This window comes from Paenibacillus aurantiacus (assembly GCF_042431225.1).
Lineage (GTDB): Bacteria > Bacillota > Bacilli > Paenibacillales > Paenibacillaceae > Paenibacillus_Z > Paenibacillus_Z aurantiacus.
Genome location: NZ_JBHMDO010000039.1, coordinates 73,606 through 92,543, shown reverse-complemented (window position 1 = coordinate 92,543; position 18,938 = coordinate 73,606). Strand labels below are relative to the sequence as shown.

Here is an 18,938-nt window from a genome sequence, read left to right as displayed (position 1 = left end):
CGACTCACGATTAGGGGTGCATTCCATTGATTCGTTCAAGTTTCGGCGATAGAGTGATGGTCGCGTTTATCTACGTCTTCTTGACATTGTTAGCATTCTCAACGTTCTATCCGTTCTGGAACTCACTGATCATCTCGCTCAATGAAGGCATGGATACGAGCGCAGGCGGGGTAACGTTCTGGCCGCGCCAATTCACGTGGGATAACTACGAGATCGTATTCCGCGAAGACAAATTGATCAACGCGTTCGGCGTCACGGTTCTTCGGACGATCGTGGGTACGGTCGCTTCTATCTTGGCTACCGCCATCTTCGCCTACGGGATGACCAAGCGCGAGCTGATCGGCCGCAAGTACTACATGATCATGTGTATCATCACGATGTATTTCGGCGGCGGTTTGATCCCAACTTATTTGTTGATCCGTAAGCTGCACCTGTTCGACTCCTTCTGGGTGTATATCATCCCCTCGTTGATCAGCGTGTGGAACATGATCATATTCCGTACTTTCTTTAAAGAGCTGCCGCAAGGGTTGGAAGAATCGGCCAAGATCGACGGCGCTGGCAACTGGGGAACGTTCTTCCGCATCATCTTCCCGTTGTCCGGTCCGGTGCTGGCTACGCTGTCGCTGTTCACCGCAATCGCGCACTGGAACGAGTGGTTCGTTGCAAGCATCTACATCATGAACGAGAAGTTGTATCCGATTCAGACGCTGCTTCGCCAGATCTTATTCTCGAACATCGCGTCCGATCAAATGGCGAACCTGGATGCCGGCGCATTATCGCGCTTGAACAATGCGAAGTCGATCACTTCGAAGTCGCTCTCTATGGCGACGATGATGGTGGCTACGCTGCCAATCGTGATCGTGTATCCGTTCCTCCAGCGTTATTTCGTCAAAGGCGTATTGGTAGGCTCGCTGAAAGAGTAGATTTCCTGCTTGCGTTTAGAGCCGAATGGCTTTAAACATAGATTAATATGATGAGAGGGGTAAGTGCTTGTGAAGAACAAGAGAAAGATTGCGCTTAACGCCGCAACTGTTCTGTTGTCGCTGTCGTTCGTTGTCGGCTGTAGCAGCAATGGGGGCAACAATGGGGGAGAAACGGGCGGCAACGGCAATGCGCCGGCCAACACGGAGAAACCGGCGAATGAGTCCACGACGCCGGCGAATGATGCCAAGGAACCGGAAAGCAATCTGTTCAAGCTTGGCAGCGAACCGCTCGATCTGACGTTCTATGGCAACTATGGCTGGTATACGATGCCGCAATGGGGCGCCGACGCGTCGACGAAGTGGATCCAGGACAACCTCAAAGTCAATATCACAGGCATTTCCTCCGGCGGCAACAACGCCCAGAAGCTGCAGACGATGATCGCGGGTAACCAGCTGCCGGACATCATCTGGGGTGAGCGCGACGACAACATGAACCGACTGCGCGAATCCGGTCTTCTCGTGCCGCTTGACGAGTACATCGATAAGTATCCGAACTTCAAGAAGTGGATGGACCCGAAAGTGCGTAAATTGCTGACCGCGCCGGACGGCAAGATCTACACGCTCCCGAACTACTATACGAATCAGCCGAACGGCAACGCCGGCTACATCGTCAACAAGAAGATGTACAAAGCGCTTGGATCGCCTGAGCTGAAGACGACAGACGATCTGTACAACTACCTGAAAGCCGTCAAAGCGAAGTTCCCTGATGCCATTCCGTTCGAGACGGGTCTTGCGAAGGACGGCCATGGTATCGACCAGCTGTTCTCCGCGTTCAAAGAGAACAACCTGAGCTTCACGCGTTACTTCGCGGTTCCGAACAACGACAAATTCGAGTCGATCTACCTCGATCCAGGTTTCCGCGAATCTTCGGTGTACTCGGCGAAGCTGATGCGCGAGAAGCTGATGACACAGGACGCAATGACACAAACCGAAGACCAAGTCAAGGAGAAATTACTTAGCGGCCGCGCTGCGGTATATGCAAGCTCCGATCCGATGAAGCTTGCCGCTGAAGCCGACATCGCCCTGAGCGCGAAAGATCCGGAAGACGGTTACTTCTTCATCGATCCGATCGTGAAGCCAGGCAACGACGTGACGAAAACATATCCAGGTACGTACAACATGCTGGGTTGGAACGTTGCGGCGATCACGACGAGCGCGAAAAACCCTGAAGCGGTATTCGCCCTGCTCGACTGGATGACCGGACCTGAAGGTACGGCAGTCCTGTTCTGGGGTCCTCCGGGAGCAGACGGCTTCTGGGATGGCTTCCAAGAAGACGGCCTGACGCCGAAGTTCACGGATCGTTACGCGAACGACCCGGCGGGTCTGACCGAGATTCAAGCGGTGAGCGCGAACACGATCTGGGTCGGCAACACGGTGTACATGGATGGCGTGAAGTCGAAATACGAGGCGACGCTGCCGGAAGAGAAACGCAACTGGTCCACGAACTGGCAGTACAAAGTGACCTGGAAATCCCAGGGCGACTCGACGGAATTCGTTAACCTGTTCCCGATTCCGGACACGGAAGAAGGCATCGCGTTCCAACGCGTCAAAGACATCTGGCTTAAAGCGCGCGCGGAAGCCTTGTTCGCCAAAACCGACGACGATGTCCTGAAGATCCTGGACAAAGCGCACAAAGACTCCATGGATGTCGGCTTCCAAACCGTGCTGGATTCCTATACGAAAAAATGGCAGCAAAACAAAACGATCATGAACGGCAACTAAGCAGCCGCTCGTGAACGAGTATCGCAATTATTAATCCATTAGGAACAAGCGGGGATGTGCTGAGATGCAGCATATCCTCGCTTTTTCATACAGCATCTTGCTATATATTTGTAAGGGAATCAGAGGATTTTCGCCTTGCGCTCGTCCCCTATTTATGGGAAATTTGCCTTAGCAACTAGTATGCAAGCAGGATAGCAGAGGGGGCGTGAAGGCTGTATACATACCAGGTATACAACTTGTACCCTCGATATTTCTCATCAGGGAGTGGTGAACATGTCCTATAAAGTATTGCTGGCTGACGACGAGAGGTTAGATTTGGAAGGAATGCGGACGTTCATACCGTGGCAAAAGCTTGGGATGGAAGTTGTCGATGCCGTCACCAATGGATTCAATGCCCGCAGCGTGCTGACTTCCGAGAAGATCGATATTTTGGTCACCGATGTACGTATGCCGCATATGTCCGGACTGGAGCTCGCCGAGTTAGCCTTGACCGAGAAGAAAGACCTGAAAATCATCTTCGTCAGCGGATATCAGGATTTTCACTATGCCAAACAAGCCTTGTCGCTTAATGCTTGCGGATATGTATTGAAACCGATGGATGATCAAGAGCTGATCGATTCGCTCATCAAAGCCCGGGATCAGCTGGATCTGGAGCGCAAGCGCCAGGCGGAATACTCGCAGATGATTCCCGTCGTCAAGAATGAATATATGCTGCAGCTGTTCGAAGGAGCTTATACGGAATCCACGATCGAAGTGCTGCACCGTGAATATAATCTTGTGCATTTCGCATGGCCGGGACGCGTGTGCGTCTTGGAGATCGATGATCTGTTCAAAATGGAAGGCCAGACGGACGAAAGCAGGGGGAAGTCGAACACCTGGCTGGATAGCCTGCTCGAATGGAGCCAAGAAGCCGGTATTCTGCACGGCTGCAAAATCGATAAAAATCGCGTGGCACTGCTTCTGCAGCAGCATACCGGGCTAGCGGTCGTCGAACGTCTCGTCGACAACGTGAAGCGCGAGTTCGGCACGACGCTGACGGCAGGAATCGGCGGGAACTGCAGCGAAGTGTATGAGATCGAGCGATCGTATCGTCAAGCGCTGGAAGCCGTGGAGCTGAAGATGTTCCGGGGCAAAGGCAAGCTGATTGAATTCGAAGATGTGCCCAAGTCCGAGATGGACGATATCAAGATGTTCGACGTCCGGATGGATGCGTTGTTCAAAGCGTTGTCCAGCTACGAGCTCGTGCGCATTCACGACGAGCTGGATGCGTTGTTTCAGACGGCCAAGAATGCCAAGTCGAAGTTCACGGTACGCAATTATGCGTTCTACCTGCTGCTGAAGCTGGATGATTATCTGCATACCGTAAACGAAGATTTATTCGAGCTGCTGAACATGGATATGCGCAGCTTGGACATTATTTTGCAGCTGGAGACGATCGATGATATCCACCTGTGGCTGCGGCAGCGGCTGTACCAAATTTCGGAATTGCTCAATTCCAAGCGCCAGAAGAAAAATTGGAAGCTGATCTCGGAGATCATCTCATTCATTAAAGACCGCATCCAAGACAATATCACGCTGCGCGACGTCGCCGAACAGTTCTCGTTCTCGCCGAATTATCTCGGTCTGCTCTTCAAAGAGGAGACGGGCAAAAATTTCAGCGAATACTTGATTATGCTGCGCATGGAACGCGCGTGCGAGCTATTGAAGAACACGAATCTGAAAATCTACGAAATCGCGGATCAGGTAGGCTACCGCTACTTGCCATACTTCAGCAGACAATTCAAAGAGACCTACGGCAAGACGCCGCTCGAATACCGCAGAAAATAACTTGCTCATGGGACGGGGAGCTATGAAGTCGGATTATAAACGTTATTTGCCTTTTGGCCATAAGTTGATGATCACCTATTGCGTGTTCATCATGATCCCCGTTCTGCTGGCCGGTTACGTCGCGAACGCCATTCTCGTCCGTTCGATAGAGGAGCGGACCAAAGAGTCGAGCGTCGGCACGTTGAAGCAAATGAAGGACAACATCAGTTACCGGATGCAGGACATTGTGCGCGTATCGGAGCTCATCTATTACGACACGACGCTGACCGAATATTTGCGCAACAACGAAGCGGGCTGGGTCAGTTATTTCACGACGAGCAAATATTTGATCCCGCGACTTCAAACCTTGTTGGAATCTGTCAACAGCAATATCTGGATATCCATCTATCTGGATAATGAAGAAATACACGAAGTGTACAATCGGCAGGTCACCGACCCGCTCGATAGCGGGAACAGCACGTTCGATATTTTCCATACGGATCGCATCCTGGAGAAAGACTGGTACAAATCGTATCCGGAAGAACATTTTGGCCAGACGCTGCAATGGGTGCAGATCGATGAGGATAAGACGTTCGGCCATATTTCGCTGCTTCGCCGCGTGGTGGATGCATCCAAGCTGTTCATGGTGGATGAGATTGGCTTCATGCGTATCCGCATCCGGCTGGAGGATCTGTTCGAGAGCGTCGACTCCAGCAAAATCGGGGAAGGATCCATGATCTATTTGCTTGACGATGCCGACCGTCTCATCTCTGCTTCCGGGCCGATCGATCGCTCCTCGGGCCAGACGCTGAGCATGGCCCGCAAAGCCGGCCACATTATTATCGAGGAGAAAATCGAACCGCTGAATTGGCGCATCGTGGCGCTGATTCCTTCGGACATTACCGAATCGGCCGCCCAAACGATCCGGATGTGGACGATTGCCGCCTGTTTCATCGCCAGTATCGTGTTCGCCGCGGTAGGCCTATTCATTTCCCGTTACTTCGCGCGCAAAGTATCGAAGATCGTGCAAGTGCTCGATTCGTTCCAGGAAGGCGATTTCACCAAACGGATTCACTTCAAGGGACGAGACGAGTTTACCCGTATCTCGATCGCGCTCAACGATATGGGACACAACATCGGATCGCTCATCCGCGAAGTGTACATGACGAATATTCAGAAGAAAGAGGCGGAATTGGAATCGCTGCAGGCGCAAATCAATCCGCATTTCCTCTATAATACACTCTCGTCCATCAGCCGCTTGGCCCGGTTCGGCGAAGTCGACAAGCTGCACCGGATGGTATTGGATTTGGCGAAATTCTATCGGTTGTCGCTCAATGAAGGGCGGACGATCATCCCGATTCGCAACGAAATCGAACAGGTCGAGGCCTATGTGAACATTCAGAAGACGAAGTTCGGCGATGGGATGATGGTGTATTATGATATTGACCCGGGCGTCCACGACTTCTTGACGATTAAGCTGATCCTGCAGCCGTTCGTGGAGAACGTGCTCGAGCACGGATTATACGGAGACCACATCAATCTGCGCATCGTGGGCAAGCTGGAAGAGGGGACGGTCGTCTTCAAAATCATCGATGACGGCGTCGGCATGTCCGCGGAGACCATTCGGCAGCTGTTCGATCCGGCCGAGAGCCTGAATGTCGGTTACGGGATACGGAACGTTCATCAGCGAATCCGGCTGCATTTCGGCGGCAAATACGGCGTAAAAATCGTGAGCAAGCCAGGCTTCGGCACCGCAGTCGTCATCCGCATTCCGGCGGAATCGGCAATCGAGGGAGAGGCCGTGTAGCAGCGAACGGGGTGAAGATACCGGCTGCACTCGCAGGGGCCAATAGGAAGAGGAAAGGCGCATCAGCTCGTGGCTGCTGCGCCTTATTTGTTGTTAATCAAGTGAAGAAATAGAAATTCATCATCCAGCGTTAGCTTTGTCCGTAAGGACAATAGCGTGCCCCGCTCGAACGCAACCCGCCGACCGCAAACAATGGTGGCTGCACGAAGAAGGGAGTCCAGAGGTAAAAGTTTTCCGGAGGAAAACTGCTTCGGAAGCATACGCTTAGTCCTATGGTTCCCCTCGGCGGAGGGAAAAGGGGGAGGGAACCCTATTCGATCTCGACAATCAGCTCGATCTCGACCGGCGTATCGAACGGCAGCTCGTTCGCCGAGATAGCGGAGCGGGCGTGACGGCCTTTCTCGCCGAAAATCTCAACGAGCAGATCGGATGCGCCGTTGATGACGTAAGGCTGATGGGTAAAGCCGTCTGCCGAATTGACGAACGCGAGCATTTTGACGACTTGCTTCACGCGGTCCAGATCGCCGAGATGCTCCTTCAGCACGGAGATGAGGTTAATCATGACTTGTCTTGCGGCATCGTAGCCTTGCTCGACCGTCAAATCTTTGCCGACTTTGCCGGTATACTTCAGAACGCCGTTAATGCGGCAATCATTGCCGGATGTATAGACGATATTGTTGACCGTCTTCGCCGGAACGTACTGCGCGACCGGAGTAGGGACCTTCTCCAACTGAATGCCTTTTTCCTCGAGAATTTGTTCAATGCGTGCCATGAATGATTCGCTCCTTTGTGGTTAAGTAGATGGGAATAGACGTACGTCAGGATGAGTCCTCAATGATGTCCCTTGCACGAACAAGCGCGAAGGAACGAACCGGCCAGCGCCCCGGTATGACGGCTGTCGCGAACGGTCAAGGCGCCGCCTACGATGACATGGGTCAATCCAACCGGCGTCTGGATCGGCTGCTCGAACGTGGCCGTATCGCGGAACGCATCCGGATCGAAGACGGTAATATCAGCCTTGTAGCCGGGGACGAGCAGTCCGCGTTTGCCGAGTTTGAACCGCTGCACCGGGAATGAGGCTACTTTGCGGACGGCTTGTTCCAGCGAGAGAATCCGTTCGTCGCGGACATATTTGGCGAACAGCCGCGGGAATGTGCCGTAGGACCGCGGATGAGGCTTGCCGGTCACGCAGCCTAAGCTATCGGAGGCGATCAGCGAACGATCGTACCGGATCACTTCGCGGACGTCATCGTCGGACATATGGAAGTAGACGATCGACACTTGGCCGTTCTCCTCGAGCAGCAGGTCCATCATGACATCCTCCGGATCGACGCCGCCGCGTTCGGCCGCGATCTGGGCGACATGCTTGCCTTCAAGCGGCTTGTTGGCGGCTGTATTCACCGCCGACACATAGACGCTCTGCCAACCGGTCGAGCAGACGAGGTTGTCCCAGGTTGTCTGCTCTTCACGCAGCTCGCTCTTGATCTGTGCGCGCAGCTGCGGGTTCGCCAGACGACTTAACGTGGCTTGAATGCCGCCCTCGAGCGCCCAAGGGGGCAGGATCGTCGTCATGGAAGTCGAACCCGCGGTATACGGATACACATCGCAGGTGACATCCATACCGCGGGACCGGGCGGCTTCGATCAGCTCCAGCGCCGTCATCGTCTGTCCCCAATTAATGCGTCCGGCTGCCTTGAGATGGCTAATATGAAGCGAGATGCCCGCGCGTTCCGCGATCCAGATCACTTCCTTGACCGATGCGATCAAGCTGTTGCCTTCGCCGCGAATGTGCGTGGACAAGAGACCGTCATACTTCGGCAGCACGCTGCACAACTCGGCGAGTTCCTCTTGGCTCGTATAACTGCCCGGCGCGTAGAGCAGGCCGATCGATAAACCGATTGCCCCGGCGCGCATGCCTTCTTCCAGCAACGACTTCATCAAGGCCAGCTCATTAGCCGTGGCGGGCCGGTTCTCGAAGCCCATCACCGCGATGCGCAGCGCCCCGTGCGCGACGTATGTCGCGACATTCTCGGAAGCTGAGTTACGGGCGAGCGTCTCGATATAGCCTTCGATCGACCGCCAATTCCAAGCCCACGACGTGCTGCCGAGGACGGGCTGCACGTATTGCTGCAGCGCATCCGCGTAGGCGGGCAGGAAAGGGGCAGGGGCGAGCCCGCAATTGCCGACGACTTCGGTCGTGACGCCTTGCAGCAGCTTGAAATCGCTGGTCGGCTGATCCAGGACGAGCAGATCGGAATGACAGTGCCCATCGATAAAACCGGGGGAGATGACTTGTCTGCCGACATCGATCGTCTGGTCTGCTTCCTGGTCCACGTAGCCGACCGCAGCGATTTCTCCATTCTTGATGCCGATATCGCCGACAAACCATGGGTTGCCGGTTCCATCGACGATTTTGCCGTTCTTGAGTACGAGATCCAGCATAGGCTTCCTCCTGTCCGCGAGGACGCTACTCGAGCATGCCGCGGGCGGCGACGTCGAGCTGGCGAACGCGGTCTTCTTCGAGCAGGTAGACTTTGTTATGCAGGTTGATCGTGCTGCAAATATGATTCGGGATCACGCGTACCCGGTCGCCAGGCGCAAGTGGCGTCCCTGGCTCCATCCGCAATATCCCGTGTTCTTCGGACAAGCGTTCGAGCAGCGCGCCGGGCGCTTCCAATACGTGACCGAAGCCTTGAAGCTGAAGCGGGTTCGTGTTCGGCTGCACGTCCGTCGCGAACGTCTTGCTGCCCCCATCGATCACCGCGTGACCTTCATGGGGTCTGCTCGTCACGACGGTCGCCAGTACGTAGGCCGCGCACTGCTCGATCGCGCAGGTGCGGAACGCGACCAGCGTGCGGTCTTGGAATACATAGGTGCCCGGCCGGATCTCGGTGACGCCCGGCACGGCGGCTGCATAGCTGCCGGTAGGGGAGGAGCCGACGCTTACATCCTGAATGGAAACGCCTGCTTCTCGAATACGCTCCGCAAGCTCGACCATCATAAGCCCTTCCGACTTGCCCGCAGCCTCGATATCTAACGTTGGCTTGCCATCGAGGATTGCGCCTCGGAAGGTGTAGATCCCGGTGAGACTAATCCCTTCAAGTCCTTGAATGAATGAAGCGAGCTGAGGCGCTTCATCATAGGGGATGCCGGTTCGCCGAAGCCCGGTATCGATTTCCAGGCGAACCTCAAGCGTATGTCCCTCGCTCATCGCGATGCGGGAGAGGAGGCGAGCGCCTTCTTCGCTGTCGACGCCGACGATCAGTCGCTTGATCTGACTGCTAATGCGGATCGCCCGGCGAATCTTGGATTCGGCGATAAGCGGGTAGGCGATGAAAATATCGTCGATGCCGCCATTCATCATGATTTCGGCCTCCGAGACTTTCGCGACGGTAATGCCTTCCGCGCCTGCCTCGATTTGTTTCTTGGCAATCAGCGGCATCTTGTGCGTCTTCACATGGGGGCGCAGCTTAACGCCTGCTAGTCTCGCCAGTTGAGCCGTCTGCGCGATATTCGCGTCCATGACAGCCCCATCGATCACGATACATGGGGTCTCAAGCCCGGCGAGTGCAGGGTGTAACGTCTGAGGGGCGCCGGTGCTGCCGCTTGGCTTCGTCATGATCAACCCTCCTCCGTTGATTTGCCTTCATCCAGATAGCTGTAGAGCGTATACTTCGAAATGTTCAGGTACGCGCAGACGCGCTCGCCGGCTTTCTTGACGAGGAACGCGCCCTTGGCATTCAGGGTCTGGATGAATTTGACCTTATCTTCCTTCGTCATATGCGCGACCGGGCGGCCCACTGTATCCTGCGCCTCCTGAAGGAGGGCGTCGAGCAGGTCGCCGACATTCGATACGAACGATTCACGCACGATCGGAGTGCCTCCCCCGAAGGTGAGCGACTGCAGCGTCTTCTCGGCAACCGCCAGATCGGTAATATCAAAGTTGATGCATAGCGAGCCGACCGTCTGTCCGCCTTTATTCTTCATATAAAGGGAGGTGGAGCGCAGCAGCCGGCCGTCCTTCGTTTGGGTCACGTAACCGGATTTCGCGTCGCCGCTGGCATGCCCGCTCAAAATCTCGAGACCGAGATTCGTGCCGGGGTCGCCGACTTTGCGTCCGGTAATATGGCCGTTCTCGATGGCCACGATCGTACTGTCGTATTCGCGCTGCAGATCATGCAGGACGACTTCGCAGTTCGGGCCGAATTGGGCGGCGAGCCCTTTGACGAGGGAGGTCAGGAAAGGCAATTCGTCTTCTATGGATTCCATGGGTGGCTCCTTTCTATATATTGACTGCCGGATTTAACTTGATGGTAGCATATTTCATCAGAGGTGCAAACAAATAATTTGTCGAAATAACAAAAAGTTTGAATGGGAACTAACATGCTTGCTATGTATGGATTCGGCTAGACGTTCCACTCAAGTCGGAGTGAGCAGGAATTCTACTAAATAACGGGAGGACACTCTCTTAATTATAATAATTATAATATAGTATTGATTTTTACCCTCTTCGTGATATGATGTGTACAAGAGTCATGTACATGGGAATAACGGATCTTAAGGGACGAAGCAGAAAGGCAGTGTAGCGTATGCGCATCATGGCGGCAGGCTTAAATTATAGAACGGCACCGGTTCACATTCGTGAGAAGCTGGCGTTATCCGAGCACGACATAGCGGATGTATTGTCCGGGCTTCGCGGCTCCAAGAGCATTATGGAAGGCGTCATACTCTCTACCTGCAATCGGACGGAAGTGTATGCGGTGGCGGAGCGCAAAGATCAGTTCATGCGCGAACTGGCATACATGATGGAACGCAAGTACAACTTGAGCCAGGAACAATTCGAGGCTTCGTTCTACCTTCATGAAGACAATGCGGCGGTCGAGCATCTGTTCCGCGTAACGAGCGGGCTAGATTCTATGGTGGTCGGCGAGACGCAGATTTTGGGCCAAGTGCGGGATGCTTTTCTGTATTCCCAAAGCTTGCCGGCCACGGGTGCTGTGTTCAACCGGCTGTTCAAGCAAGCGGTGACGCTGGCCAAACGGTTGCACACGGAGACGAGAATCGGCCACAAGCCCGTCTCGGTCAGCTATGCGGCTGTCGAGTTGGCCGCCCGTATGATGGGCTCGTTGGCGGGCAGGAATATCGTCTTGGTCGGCGCGGGCCAGATGACCGAATTGGCGCTCAAGCATATGCAGGCGAGAGGGGCGGATAGGATATCCGTCGTGAACCGCTCCTACAACCGTGCGCTTGAATTCGCGGATCAATTCGGCATAACGGCAGAGCCTTGGGAGTCGCTCGGGACGCTGCTTAATACGGCAGAACTGGCGATGGCGGCTACCGGAGCTGCCGAGCCGGTCGTCACGTTCGACATGCTGCGGGGGGCCAGGCAGCACCGGAGCGCGCCGCTGCTCCTGATCGATATGGGCGTCCCTCGCGATATCGATCCGCTGGCGGAACAATTGGATGGCGTGACGCTCTACGATATCGACCGGCTCGGAGCGATCGTGAACGAGAATGCGGAGGCGCGGGCGAAGGAAGCGCTCAAGCTGACGCCCGTCATCCAGAAGGAGCGGCATGATTTCACCCGGTGGATGAAGGAGCTGGGCGTGGCGCCAGCCATAGCCGCGCTGCGAGAGAAGGCGGATGCCATCAGGGAGAGCGCCTGTCAAGATATGCTCAATAAGCTGCCGGACTTGGACGAGCGGGAACGGAAAGTAATCGGCAAACTGACGAAGAGCATCGTGAACCAGCTGCTGCGCGACCCGATCTTGAATATTAAAGAGTTGGCGTCGGAACGCGGCGGCGAAGTTGCGATCGAGGCGTTCACGCGTATATTCGGAATTGAAGAGCAAGCGCAACGGCTGGCCGAGCCGGAAGGAACGGAAGCATCCGACGCGATGGATCCGCGCAATGCAATAGCATAAAAGAAAATATTGGCATGATTATAGCCTCTGATAACTAACGGAGGCTATTTTTTGTTGGTTACAACCTGTCCATATCAGAATAAAACGAGAAATGTCGTTTCTTTTGATCAAATTAATACTAAATAATTACATTAAAAAATTATTATCATCTAATTTTTTGCTTGATAAAATATGAAGGGTGGTATAATATTCGGAATATTACAATTAGGAAGCGGATACAACGCCGTTTCGATGGCATTAGCGTCAATAACCTACATATAACAAAAAAAGAGAATATTCAGGAGAGGGCGAATGCGCATGCTGGAGGATTTGTACAAAGAATTGCAGAAGAGCGAGGAAGAGATCATCGGATGGCGCAGATACTTGCATCAGAATCCGGAGCTGTCGTTCCAAGAGACGCGAACGGCCCGATTCATCGCGGATCATCTGAAGTCGTTCGGTCTGGAAGTCAAGGAGAATGTTGGAGGCAACGGAATATTAGCTTATCTCCGCGGCGGATCCGAAGGCCCGACGATCGCGTTTCGCGCCGATTTCGACGCGCTGCCGATCCAGGACGAGAAGGATGTGCCGTACAAATCGCAGGTGCCCGGCGTCATGCACGCCTGCGGACATGACGGTCATACGTCGGCACTGCTCGGCGTTGCCCGTGTGTTAAGCGGCGTACGCGATCAATTGAAAGGCAATATCGTCTTCATCTTCCAGCATGCAGAGGAACTGCCGCCAGGCGGCGCCAAAGGTATGATCGAAGCCGGCGCGCTAGAAGGCGTCGACGCGGTATACGGCATCCACCTTGCGTCAGATCTGCCGCTTGGCAAGATCGGGCTGAAGGAAGGGCCTGCGATGGCGGCAGCCGATGCATTCACCGTTCATATCTATGGGAAGGGCGGGCACGGGGCGATGCCGCATACGACGGTCGATTCGATCGTTATCGGCTGTCAGGTCGTGAACGGTCTGCAGCAGATCGTTAGCCGCCGTGTCAACCCAATCCACCCAGCCGTCGTCTCCGTCGGCGTGTTCCAAGCTGGTAACGCGTTCAACGTCATTGCGGACAAAACCAAACTGCAAGGTACCGTCCGGACGTTCGACAAAACGGTACGGACCGAGATCGAGCAGGAAATCCGTTCGATCGTCGATGGCATAACGTCGGCTTACCATGCGGGACATGAAATCGAGTATACGAACGGCTATCCGCCGGTCGTCAATGCGCCCGAAGAGACGGCGCGTGTACAGCGTCTTATCCAAGCCGTATACGGCGAAGAAGCCTTGCTCGCGCTTGCTCCGCAAATGGGGGCGGAGGACTTCGCGTATTACTTGGAGCAGCGTCCGGGAGCGTTCTTCCATGTCGGTGCGCGCAACGAAGATGAGCGTACCCAGTACGCGCATCACCATCCGAAGTTCGACATCGACGAGCGTGCCTTGCTCATTTCGGGCAAAATGTTCTTGGCGCTCGCTCTGGATTATTTAATGGATTAAATGCAAAGACAGCCGTGCGGGACGATGAACCCATACGGCTGTCTTTGCATAGGGATGAATGGCTTAAGGCGAATTCGCGACGCACAAGCTCTTCCGGCAGCATGCGCATCGTGGACGTGAACCATAAGACTTCCGGGCGGTTAATCGTCGATCGTAATGTCGGCTTCCGCCTCGGCGGTCATTTTCCGGCTGTCGGTGATTCGTTTCTTGAATATCCCTTCCTCGTGCGAGATGACTTCTTCATTAAAGTGGATGTCTACATTGCTCAGCGACACGTCCGACTCTTCGTTGGCCAGCACTTCGCTGCCGAACTCCTCCGTAATATTGTCCAGCGCCTTGCGCTTGACGAATTGCGCGGCTTCTTCTTTGGCCGAGCGGCTGTCCCGCTCGTTGACTTCGACCGAAATTTTGCCGCTCTCGATATGGCGTTTGTAAGAGATGGGGATCAGCTCCTTTCTTTGTAAGATGGCCTCAATATTCGCCGCTCATGCATGCGTCCGGCAAGGCCGAATCGGGTAAAGAGAGGTGTCGCGCAATGTTGCATCGACTTGACTAATGTGAGAAAATTGGTACATATGCTGTTTTGCGCGGAAATGCCTTTATCCAATACCATGATTCATTTGCCGCTGCACACTCGTTGACTTTGGAGGGAACACCAATTACGACTATGATCCATCAAGATGCCATGACGATGTTAAAGAAAACGAGCCGCACCTTCTTCATCCCGATCAGCCGTTTGGAGGGTAGACTGCAGGAAGCCGTCGCTTCCGGCTATCTGTGCATGCGGGCGATCGACGAGATCGAAGATCATACCGACTTGGACGACGAGCTCAAAATCAAGCTGCTGCACGACGTGCGGGATTCATTCCGGTCCGAGGAGCCGCTCGATCGGGCGCGGGAAGTGCTTGCCCCTTATAAGCATGACTTGCCGGAAGTCAGCTGGCAGCTGCACGAATGGGCTGGCTTATGCCCATCGGACATCGCGCCGACAGTATATCGCTATACCGCGAAGATGTCCGATGAGATGGCGTATTGGGTGGACAAGAAGTGGATCATCGATACGGAAGAGGATCTCGATCGCTATACCTACAGTGTGGCGGGCATGGTCGGCGAGATGCTCTCAGAGCTGTGGCTGTGGAATGACGGCACGCAATCCGACCGAGGCAGAGCGGTCGCCTTCGGCCGCGGTCTCCAGGCGGTTAACATTCTCCGCAATAAGGCGGAGGACAGCACGCGCGGCGTTAGTTTCTTCCCGAAGGGGTGGGGCATGGAGGAGATGCTGGCCTATACGCGCCGCAACTTGAAGGAAGCCGATGCGTATTTGGCCGAGCTGAAGGACGGTCAGGCGAAGGCGTTCTGCAAAATTCCGCTGGCGCTCGCGCACGCGACCGTCAAGCTCATCTCGGGCGGCGGCAACAAGCTGACGCGGGATGCCGTACTGAAGATCGTGAATAAGCTGAGCGGCTAGTTAGAAGTAGCGGCAGGGATGAAGCGGGCGCGTGGAGCGCCTGCTTTTTTTCATAAGTAATAGAAAAACCGTACGCGCCCATGAAAGGCTGCGTACGGTTTATTGGCGCTTACGCGATATAAAGCGGAAGAATGATGGCGTGACGAATTACTCGTACATCTGGGTCAACAGCCCGCCGAGGGTCTCCATCGCTTGTTCTTCCTGCTCGCCGTCGATTTCGAGCGTAACCTCGTCATGCTGGGCGATGCCAAGCGTCAGGAGGCCGATCGAGCTTTTGCCGTTCGCTTTTTTGCCTTTGTTCAGCACGGTGACTTTGCAAGGAAAGCCATTGGCCGCTTGCACGAACGTTTTCGCGGGGCGGACATGGAATCCGGTAGGGTTAATAACGGTGAACGTTTGGGTCATCATGGTTATTTCGCTCCTTTAAGCTGTTCTTGTACCAATTGAAGCACTTCTTCCTGCGTGCGCAGGGTGAGCGCTTGCTCGGCGATGCGCGCCCATTCGGTCTTGGACAACCCCGCGATCAGCTCGCGGGTCGGCAGGATCGAGCCTGCGCTCATGCTGAATTCGTGCAGACCGAGTCCGAGCAGGAGAGGAACCGCCGACGAATCGCCGGCCATCTCGCCGCACATGCCAACCCACTTGCCTTCGCGTTCCGCGGCGCGGATGACCATGTTGACCAAGCGCAGGATCGTCGGGTGACAAGGCTGATACAGATAGGATACCGATTCGTTCATGCGATCGGCAGCCATTGTATATTGGATCAGATCGTTCGTGCCGATACTGAAGAAATCAACTTCCTTCGCGAACAGATCCGCGGTGACGGCTGCCGAGGGGACTTCGATCATGATGCCGACCTCAATGTCCGCGGCCACTTTGACGCCTTCCGATTCGAGCTTGGCGCGTTCCTCGTCCAAGACGCGTCTGGCTTCGCGAAGTTCGTCCAGGACGGCGATCATCGGGAACATGATCTTCAAATTACCGAAGCGGCTGGCTCGAAGCAGCGCGCGCAGCTGGGTGCGGAACAGATCTTCGCGTTTCAGGCAGAAACGCAGTGCCCGCAGACCAAGGAAAGGGTTGCTCTCCTTCGGCAAATTCAGATAGGGCAGCTCTTTGTCGCCGCCGATGTCGAGCGTCCGAATGACGACGGGCTTCCCGTTCATCTTCTCCAACACGGCCTTATAACTATTCATCTGCTCCTCTTCGCTCGGCAGTGAATCGCGTCCCATGTAGAGGAACTCGGTACGGAACAGGCCAATCCCCTCTGCACCGTTCTCCAGCGCCTTGACGGCATCCTCCGCGCGGCCGATGTTGGCGGCTAATTCGACGCGGACGCCATCCAGCGATGAGGTTGGCTGGTCCTTCAATCTGGCTAAGTTGGCCTTGCGCTCATCGTACAGACGTTTGCGAGTCTCGTAATCGCGCAGCTCTTCTTCTGTAGGATCGATAATAACGCGGCCTTCCATCGCGTCCATCACGACAAGCGTGCCGCCTGGAAGCCCACTCAGCGATTCCCCAATTCCGACGATGGCCGGCACGTCCAGTGACCGGGCCATGATGGCGGAGTGGGAGGTGCGGCTGCCGACGACGGTGACGAAGCCTTGAACCGCGTCCAGATTAAGCTGAGCCGTATCCGAAGGCGTCAAATCTTCGGCTGCGATGATGCAGGTTTCCGTGATGGTCGACAAGTCTTGGTGCGGTTCGCCCAGAAGATGGCTGGTCACGCGCGCCGTAATGTCGCGAATATCGACTGCCCGTTCGCGGAGCAGCTCGTTGTCCATCGATTCCAGCATCGCGATGAACATGCCGGCGACCTCGTGCAGCGCGTACTCGGCGTTCAGCGACTCCTCCGCGATTCGCTCGTTCGTCGCATCGATGAGTTCGGGGTCTTCCAACAGCATCAGATGACCTTCGAAAATTTCGGCCTTCTCCGCCCCAAGACGCTGCTCGGTCAGCTGACGGATCGTCTCAAGCTCCGCTCTAGACTGTTCGATCGCAGCCGCGAAGCGGGCTTGCTCCGCTTGCGGGTCCGCGATTTGCTCCCGCTCGGGAGCGGGGCGCGCCGGCTTCAACGTTACAATTCGGGCGATCGCATAACCGGGCGAGGCGGCGATTCCTGATAGGGTTTGACTCATGTAGATGTTACCTCCTTCTCCTCGGTTAGGCTTGCTCCCGGGGGCGCATTGCTTCATAGCGACGAACGACCTCGTCGTGGATCGGATGCTCTTCCGCCAGTCCCGTATAGCGCGCGATCGTCGCGGACAGACCTTCTGCTTGGAGCGATTGCTGGATCTCAGCCGCCTCGGCGTCATCCTTGTTATCAAAACGCAGCGCCGCTGCCATGGCCTCAGCGAGATGCGCGTAGCTTAATCCGTACTCCATGGCTAGGAGGGCAGGGCGGGCTAAGCGATCGTTCGGCGACAGCTTCCGGATCGGCGAACGGCCGACGCGTTCTACTTCATCGCTCAGATACGGATTCGCAAACCGGTCCAAAATTTTGTCGATGTAGCGGGCATGTTCGTCCGCCGGGAAATCGTATTTACGAATCAGCACGGCGCCCGTCTCTTCCAGCACAGCCCGGACTTCAGCGCGGATCGGCTGGGAAGCCATAGCTTCTTGGATCGTACGGCGGCCTGCCAGATAACCATGATAAGCGGCGGTACAGTGACCCGTATTAACGGTGAACAATTTCCGTTCGATGTAGGGCTCAAGGCCGTCTACATAATGAACACCCTCGATATCGGGGAAGCCCGGCAGCATGGCGGATCGATCGATCACCCATTCGTAGAAGGGCTCGACGGTTACGTGAAGCGGATCCTCGTGATGTTGGATGGGCACGATGCGGTCGACAGCCGCGTCCGGGAAAGCGATATAGCGTCCGAATGCGTCATGCAGCTCGGCTGGCAGGTGTCCTAACACCAGCTCCTTCAGTTGGGTGCTGCCGCCGATCGCATTCTCGCAAGCGATTACGTGCAGCGGCGCGGGGCGCTCAGCCTGGAGTCGCAGGGCAATACCCTGTGCGAGGGCCCCGGCGATATGCTTCAGGATGTGTACGCCGACGGCGGTCGTGACGAGATCGGCCTTGGCGACCGTCTCAGCGACGAGCTGCGCATTCTTGCCGTCAATTGCGTCTACGCGATCAACTTGAATTTTCTCGCCGCTGCCGTCTGCCAGCGACACGGTATAGGCATGACGGGACTGGATGGCGTCGACAAGCGTGTCGTTCACGTCGGAGAAGGTGACGTCATAGCCGGCGCGCGAGAGTACGAGCCCGATGAAGCCGCGTCCGATATTGCCGGCGCCGAAGTGAACAGCCTTCATCCTTCCATCCCTCCCTCGAAGATGGCGATCAACTCTTCGGCGGAGGAGGCGTTCAGAATTTGCGCCATATTCTCGTCATCGGAGACGAGCATCGCGACATTGGTTAGCAGTTCCAGATGTTCGTCGCCGGCAGCGGCAATCCCGATAACCAGGTTCGCCGGTTCGCCTTCGCCGAAGTCGACGCCTTCCGGCAGCACGACGATCGACAGCCCCGTCGAGCGGATCAAGCTTTTCGCCTCGTTCGTGCCATGCGGAATCGCGAGTCCGCCGCCCATATACGTGGAGAGCGCATTCTCGCGTTCGATCATTTTGTCCACATACTCGGCCGGCACGTGGCCCGCTTGAACGAGAAGTTCGCCTGCAAGGCGGATTGCTTCGTATTTATCTTGCGCTTTGGCATTTAATTGTACTTTGTCGATCGATAGAATAGGCAT

At 55.4% G+C, this 18,938-nt stretch carries 16 protein-coding genes; 7 read left to right on the top strand and 9 right to left on the bottom strand.

What is annotated here, in order from left to right:
- Positions 1-26: 26 nt before the first annotated feature.
- The 4 genes from ACFFSY_RS24285 to ACFFSY_RS24270 all read left to right on the top strand — a co-directional run bounded on the left by ACFFSY_RS24285 (position 27) and on the right by ACFFSY_RS24270 (position 6,318).
- Positions 27-923 (top strand): carbohydrate ABC transporter permease, encoded by an 897-nt coding sequence (locus ACFFSY_RS24285; protein ID WP_377498980.1) that lies wholly within the window; start codon positions 27-29, stop codon positions 921-923.
- 69 nt (positions 924-992) lie between these two features.
- A complete protein-coding gene (locus tag ACFFSY_RS24280) occupies positions 993-2,705 on the top strand; it encodes an extracellular solute-binding protein (protein ID WP_377498978.1) in 1,713 nt (570 codons plus the stop codon).
- A 273-nt stretch (positions 2,706-2,978) separates the two neighbouring features.
- Positions 2,979-4,532, top strand: a complete 1,554-nt coding sequence (locus ACFFSY_RS24275) for a response regulator (RefSeq protein WP_377498976.1) — start codon at positions 2,979-2,981, stop codon at positions 4,530-4,532.
- A 22-nt stretch (positions 4,533-4,554) separates the two neighbouring features.
- Positions 4,555-6,318: a sensor histidine kinase gene (locus tag ACFFSY_RS24270; RefSeq protein ID WP_377498974.1), complete on the top strand. Its 1,764-nt coding sequence runs from the start codon at positions 4,555-4,557 to the stop codon at positions 6,316-6,318.
- A 310-nt stretch (positions 6,319-6,628) separates the two neighbouring features.
- On the opposite strand, the gene ACFFSY_RS24265 is transcribed toward ACFFSY_RS24270, so the two are convergent.
- Genes ACFFSY_RS24265 through ACFFSY_RS24250 form a run of 4 tightly spaced genes read right to left on the bottom strand, consistent with a single transcriptional unit; the run spans position 6,629 to position 10,587 of the window.
- A complete protein-coding gene (locus tag ACFFSY_RS24265; protein ID WP_377498972.1) occupies positions 6,629-7,090 on the bottom strand; it encodes a RidA family protein in 462 nt (153 codons plus the stop codon).
- A 59-nt stretch (positions 7,091-7,149) separates the two neighbouring features.
- Positions 7,150-8,760 (bottom strand): N-acyl-D-amino-acid deacylase family protein, encoded by a 1,611-nt coding sequence (locus ACFFSY_RS24260; RefSeq protein ID WP_377498970.1) that lies wholly within the window; start codon positions 8,758-8,760, stop codon positions 7,150-7,152.
- A gap of 25 nt (positions 8,761-8,785) precedes the next feature.
- Positions 8,786-9,937 (bottom strand): alanine racemase, encoded by a 1,152-nt coding sequence (locus tag ACFFSY_RS24255; RefSeq protein ID WP_377498969.1) that lies wholly within the window; start codon positions 9,935-9,937, stop codon positions 8,786-8,788.
- Between the two features lie 2 nt (positions 9,938-9,939).
- Complete coding sequence (locus ACFFSY_RS24250) at positions 9,940-10,587, bottom strand: helix-turn-helix transcriptional regulator (protein ID WP_377498967.1); 648 nt, start codon at positions 10,585-10,587, stop codon at positions 9,940-9,942.
- 320 nt (positions 10,588-10,907) lie between these two features.
- On the opposite strand from ACFFSY_RS24250, the gene hemA reads away from it, so the two are divergent.
- Positions 10,908-12,242 carry a glutamyl-tRNA reductase gene (gene hemA, locus ACFFSY_RS24245; RefSeq protein WP_377498965.1) on the top strand — a complete coding sequence of 445 codons (1,335 nt, stop codon included), beginning with the start codon at positions 10,908-10,910 and terminating at the stop codon, positions 12,240-12,242.
- A 297-nt stretch (positions 12,243-12,539) separates the two neighbouring features.
- Positions 12,540-13,715 carry a M20 metallopeptidase family protein gene (locus ACFFSY_RS24240; RefSeq protein WP_377499272.1) on the top strand — a complete coding sequence of 392 codons (1,176 nt, stop codon included), beginning with the start codon at positions 12,540-12,542 and terminating at the stop codon, positions 13,713-13,715.
- A gap of 140 nt (positions 13,716-13,855) precedes the next feature.
- Here ACFFSY_RS24240 and ACFFSY_RS24235 read toward each other — a convergent pair whose 3' ends face one another.
- Positions 13,856-14,014 carry a hypothetical protein gene (locus ACFFSY_RS24235; RefSeq protein ID WP_377498963.1) on the bottom strand — a complete coding sequence of 53 codons (159 nt, stop codon included), beginning with the start codon at positions 14,012-14,014 and terminating at the stop codon, positions 13,856-13,858.
- Positions 14,015-14,400: 386 nt separating this feature from the next.
- On the opposite strand from ACFFSY_RS24235, the gene ACFFSY_RS24230 reads away from it, so the two are divergent.
- The gene (locus ACFFSY_RS24230; protein ID WP_377499270.1) at positions 14,401-15,183 is read left to right on the top strand and encodes a squalene/phytoene synthase family protein; all 783 of its coding nucleotides are present in this window, start codon (positions 14,401-14,403) and stop codon (positions 15,181-15,183) included.
- 147 nt (positions 15,184-15,330) lie between these two features.
- Here the strand turns inward: ACFFSY_RS24230 and ACFFSY_RS24225 are convergent, their stop codons facing one another.
- Genes ACFFSY_RS24225 through ACFFSY_RS24210 form a run of 4 tightly spaced genes read right to left on the bottom strand, consistent with a single transcriptional unit; the run spans position 15,331 to position 18,938 of the window.
- Positions 15,331-15,591 (bottom strand): HPr family phosphocarrier protein, encoded by a 261-nt coding sequence (locus ACFFSY_RS24225; RefSeq protein WP_377498961.1) that lies wholly within the window; start codon positions 15,589-15,591, stop codon positions 15,331-15,333.
- 2 nt (positions 15,592-15,593) lie between these two features.
- The gene (gene ptsP / locus ACFFSY_RS24220) at positions 15,594-17,318 is read right to left on the bottom strand and encodes a phosphoenolpyruvate--protein phosphotransferase (RefSeq protein ID WP_377498959.1); all 1,725 of its coding nucleotides are present in this window, start codon (positions 17,316-17,318) and stop codon (positions 15,594-15,596) included.
- A gap of 25 nt (positions 17,319-17,343) precedes the next feature.
- Positions 17,344-18,504, bottom strand: coding sequence for a mannitol-1-phosphate 5-dehydrogenase (locus tag ACFFSY_RS24215; RefSeq protein ID WP_377498957.1), 1,161 nt, complete (start codon positions 18,502-18,504; stop codon positions 17,344-17,346).
- The gene (locus tag ACFFSY_RS24210) at positions 18,501-18,938 is read right to left on the bottom strand and encodes a PTS mannitol transporter subunit IIA (RefSeq protein WP_377498955.1); all 438 of its coding nucleotides are present in this window, start codon (positions 18,936-18,938) and stop codon (positions 18,501-18,503) included. The genes ACFFSY_RS24215 and ACFFSY_RS24210 overlap by 4 nt, the downstream gene beginning before the upstream one ends.

Bases quoted from the DNA above. Each gene is read 5' to 3' on its own strand.
- ACFFSY_RS24275 (WP_377498976.1), top strand. From the start codon at position 2,979: ATGTCCTATAAAGTATTGCTGGCTGACGACGAGAGGTTAGATTTGGAA.
- ACFFSY_RS24270 (WP_377498974.1), top strand. From the start codon at position 4,555: ATGAAGTCGGATTATAAACGTTATTTGCCTTTTGGCCATAAGTTGATG.
- ACFFSY_RS24265 (WP_377498972.1), bottom strand. From the start codon at position 7,090: ATGGCACGCATTGAACAAATTCTCGAGGAAAAAGGCATTCAGTTGGAG.
- ACFFSY_RS24260 (WP_377498970.1), bottom strand. From the start codon at position 8,760: ATGCTGGATCTCGTACTCAAGAACGGCAAAATCGTCGATGGAACCGGC.
- ACFFSY_RS24255 (WP_377498969.1), bottom strand. From the start codon at position 9,937: ATGACGAAGCCAAGCGGCAGCACCGGCGCCCCTCAGACGTTACACCCT.
- ACFFSY_RS24250 (WP_377498967.1), bottom strand. From the start codon at position 10,587: ATGGAATCCATAGAAGACGAATTGCCTTTCCTGACCTCCCTCGTCAAA.
- hemA (WP_377498965.1), top strand. From the start codon at position 10,908: ATGCGCATCATGGCGGCAGGCTTAAATTATAGAACGGCACCGGTTCAC.
- ACFFSY_RS24240 (WP_377499272.1), top strand. From the start codon at position 12,540: ATGCTGGAGGATTTGTACAAAGAATTGCAGAAGAGCGAGGAAGAGATC.
- ACFFSY_RS24230 (WP_377499270.1), top strand. From the start codon at position 14,401: ATGACGATGTTAAAGAAAACGAGCCGCACCTTCTTCATCCCGATCAGC.
- ACFFSY_RS24225 (WP_377498961.1), bottom strand. From the start codon at position 15,591: ATGATGACCCAAACGTTCACCGTTATTAACCCTACCGGATTCCATGTC.
- ptsP (WP_377498959.1), bottom strand. From the start codon at position 17,318: ATGAGTCAAACCCTATCAGGAATCGCCGCCTCGCCCGGTTATGCGATC.
- ACFFSY_RS24215 (WP_377498957.1), bottom strand. From the start codon at position 18,504: ATGAAGGCTGTTCACTTCGGCGCCGGCAATATCGGACGCGGCTTCATC.
- ACFFSY_RS24210 (WP_377498955.1), bottom strand. From the start codon at position 18,938: ATGCCTATTCTATCGATCGACAAAGTACAATTAAATGCCAAAGCGCAA.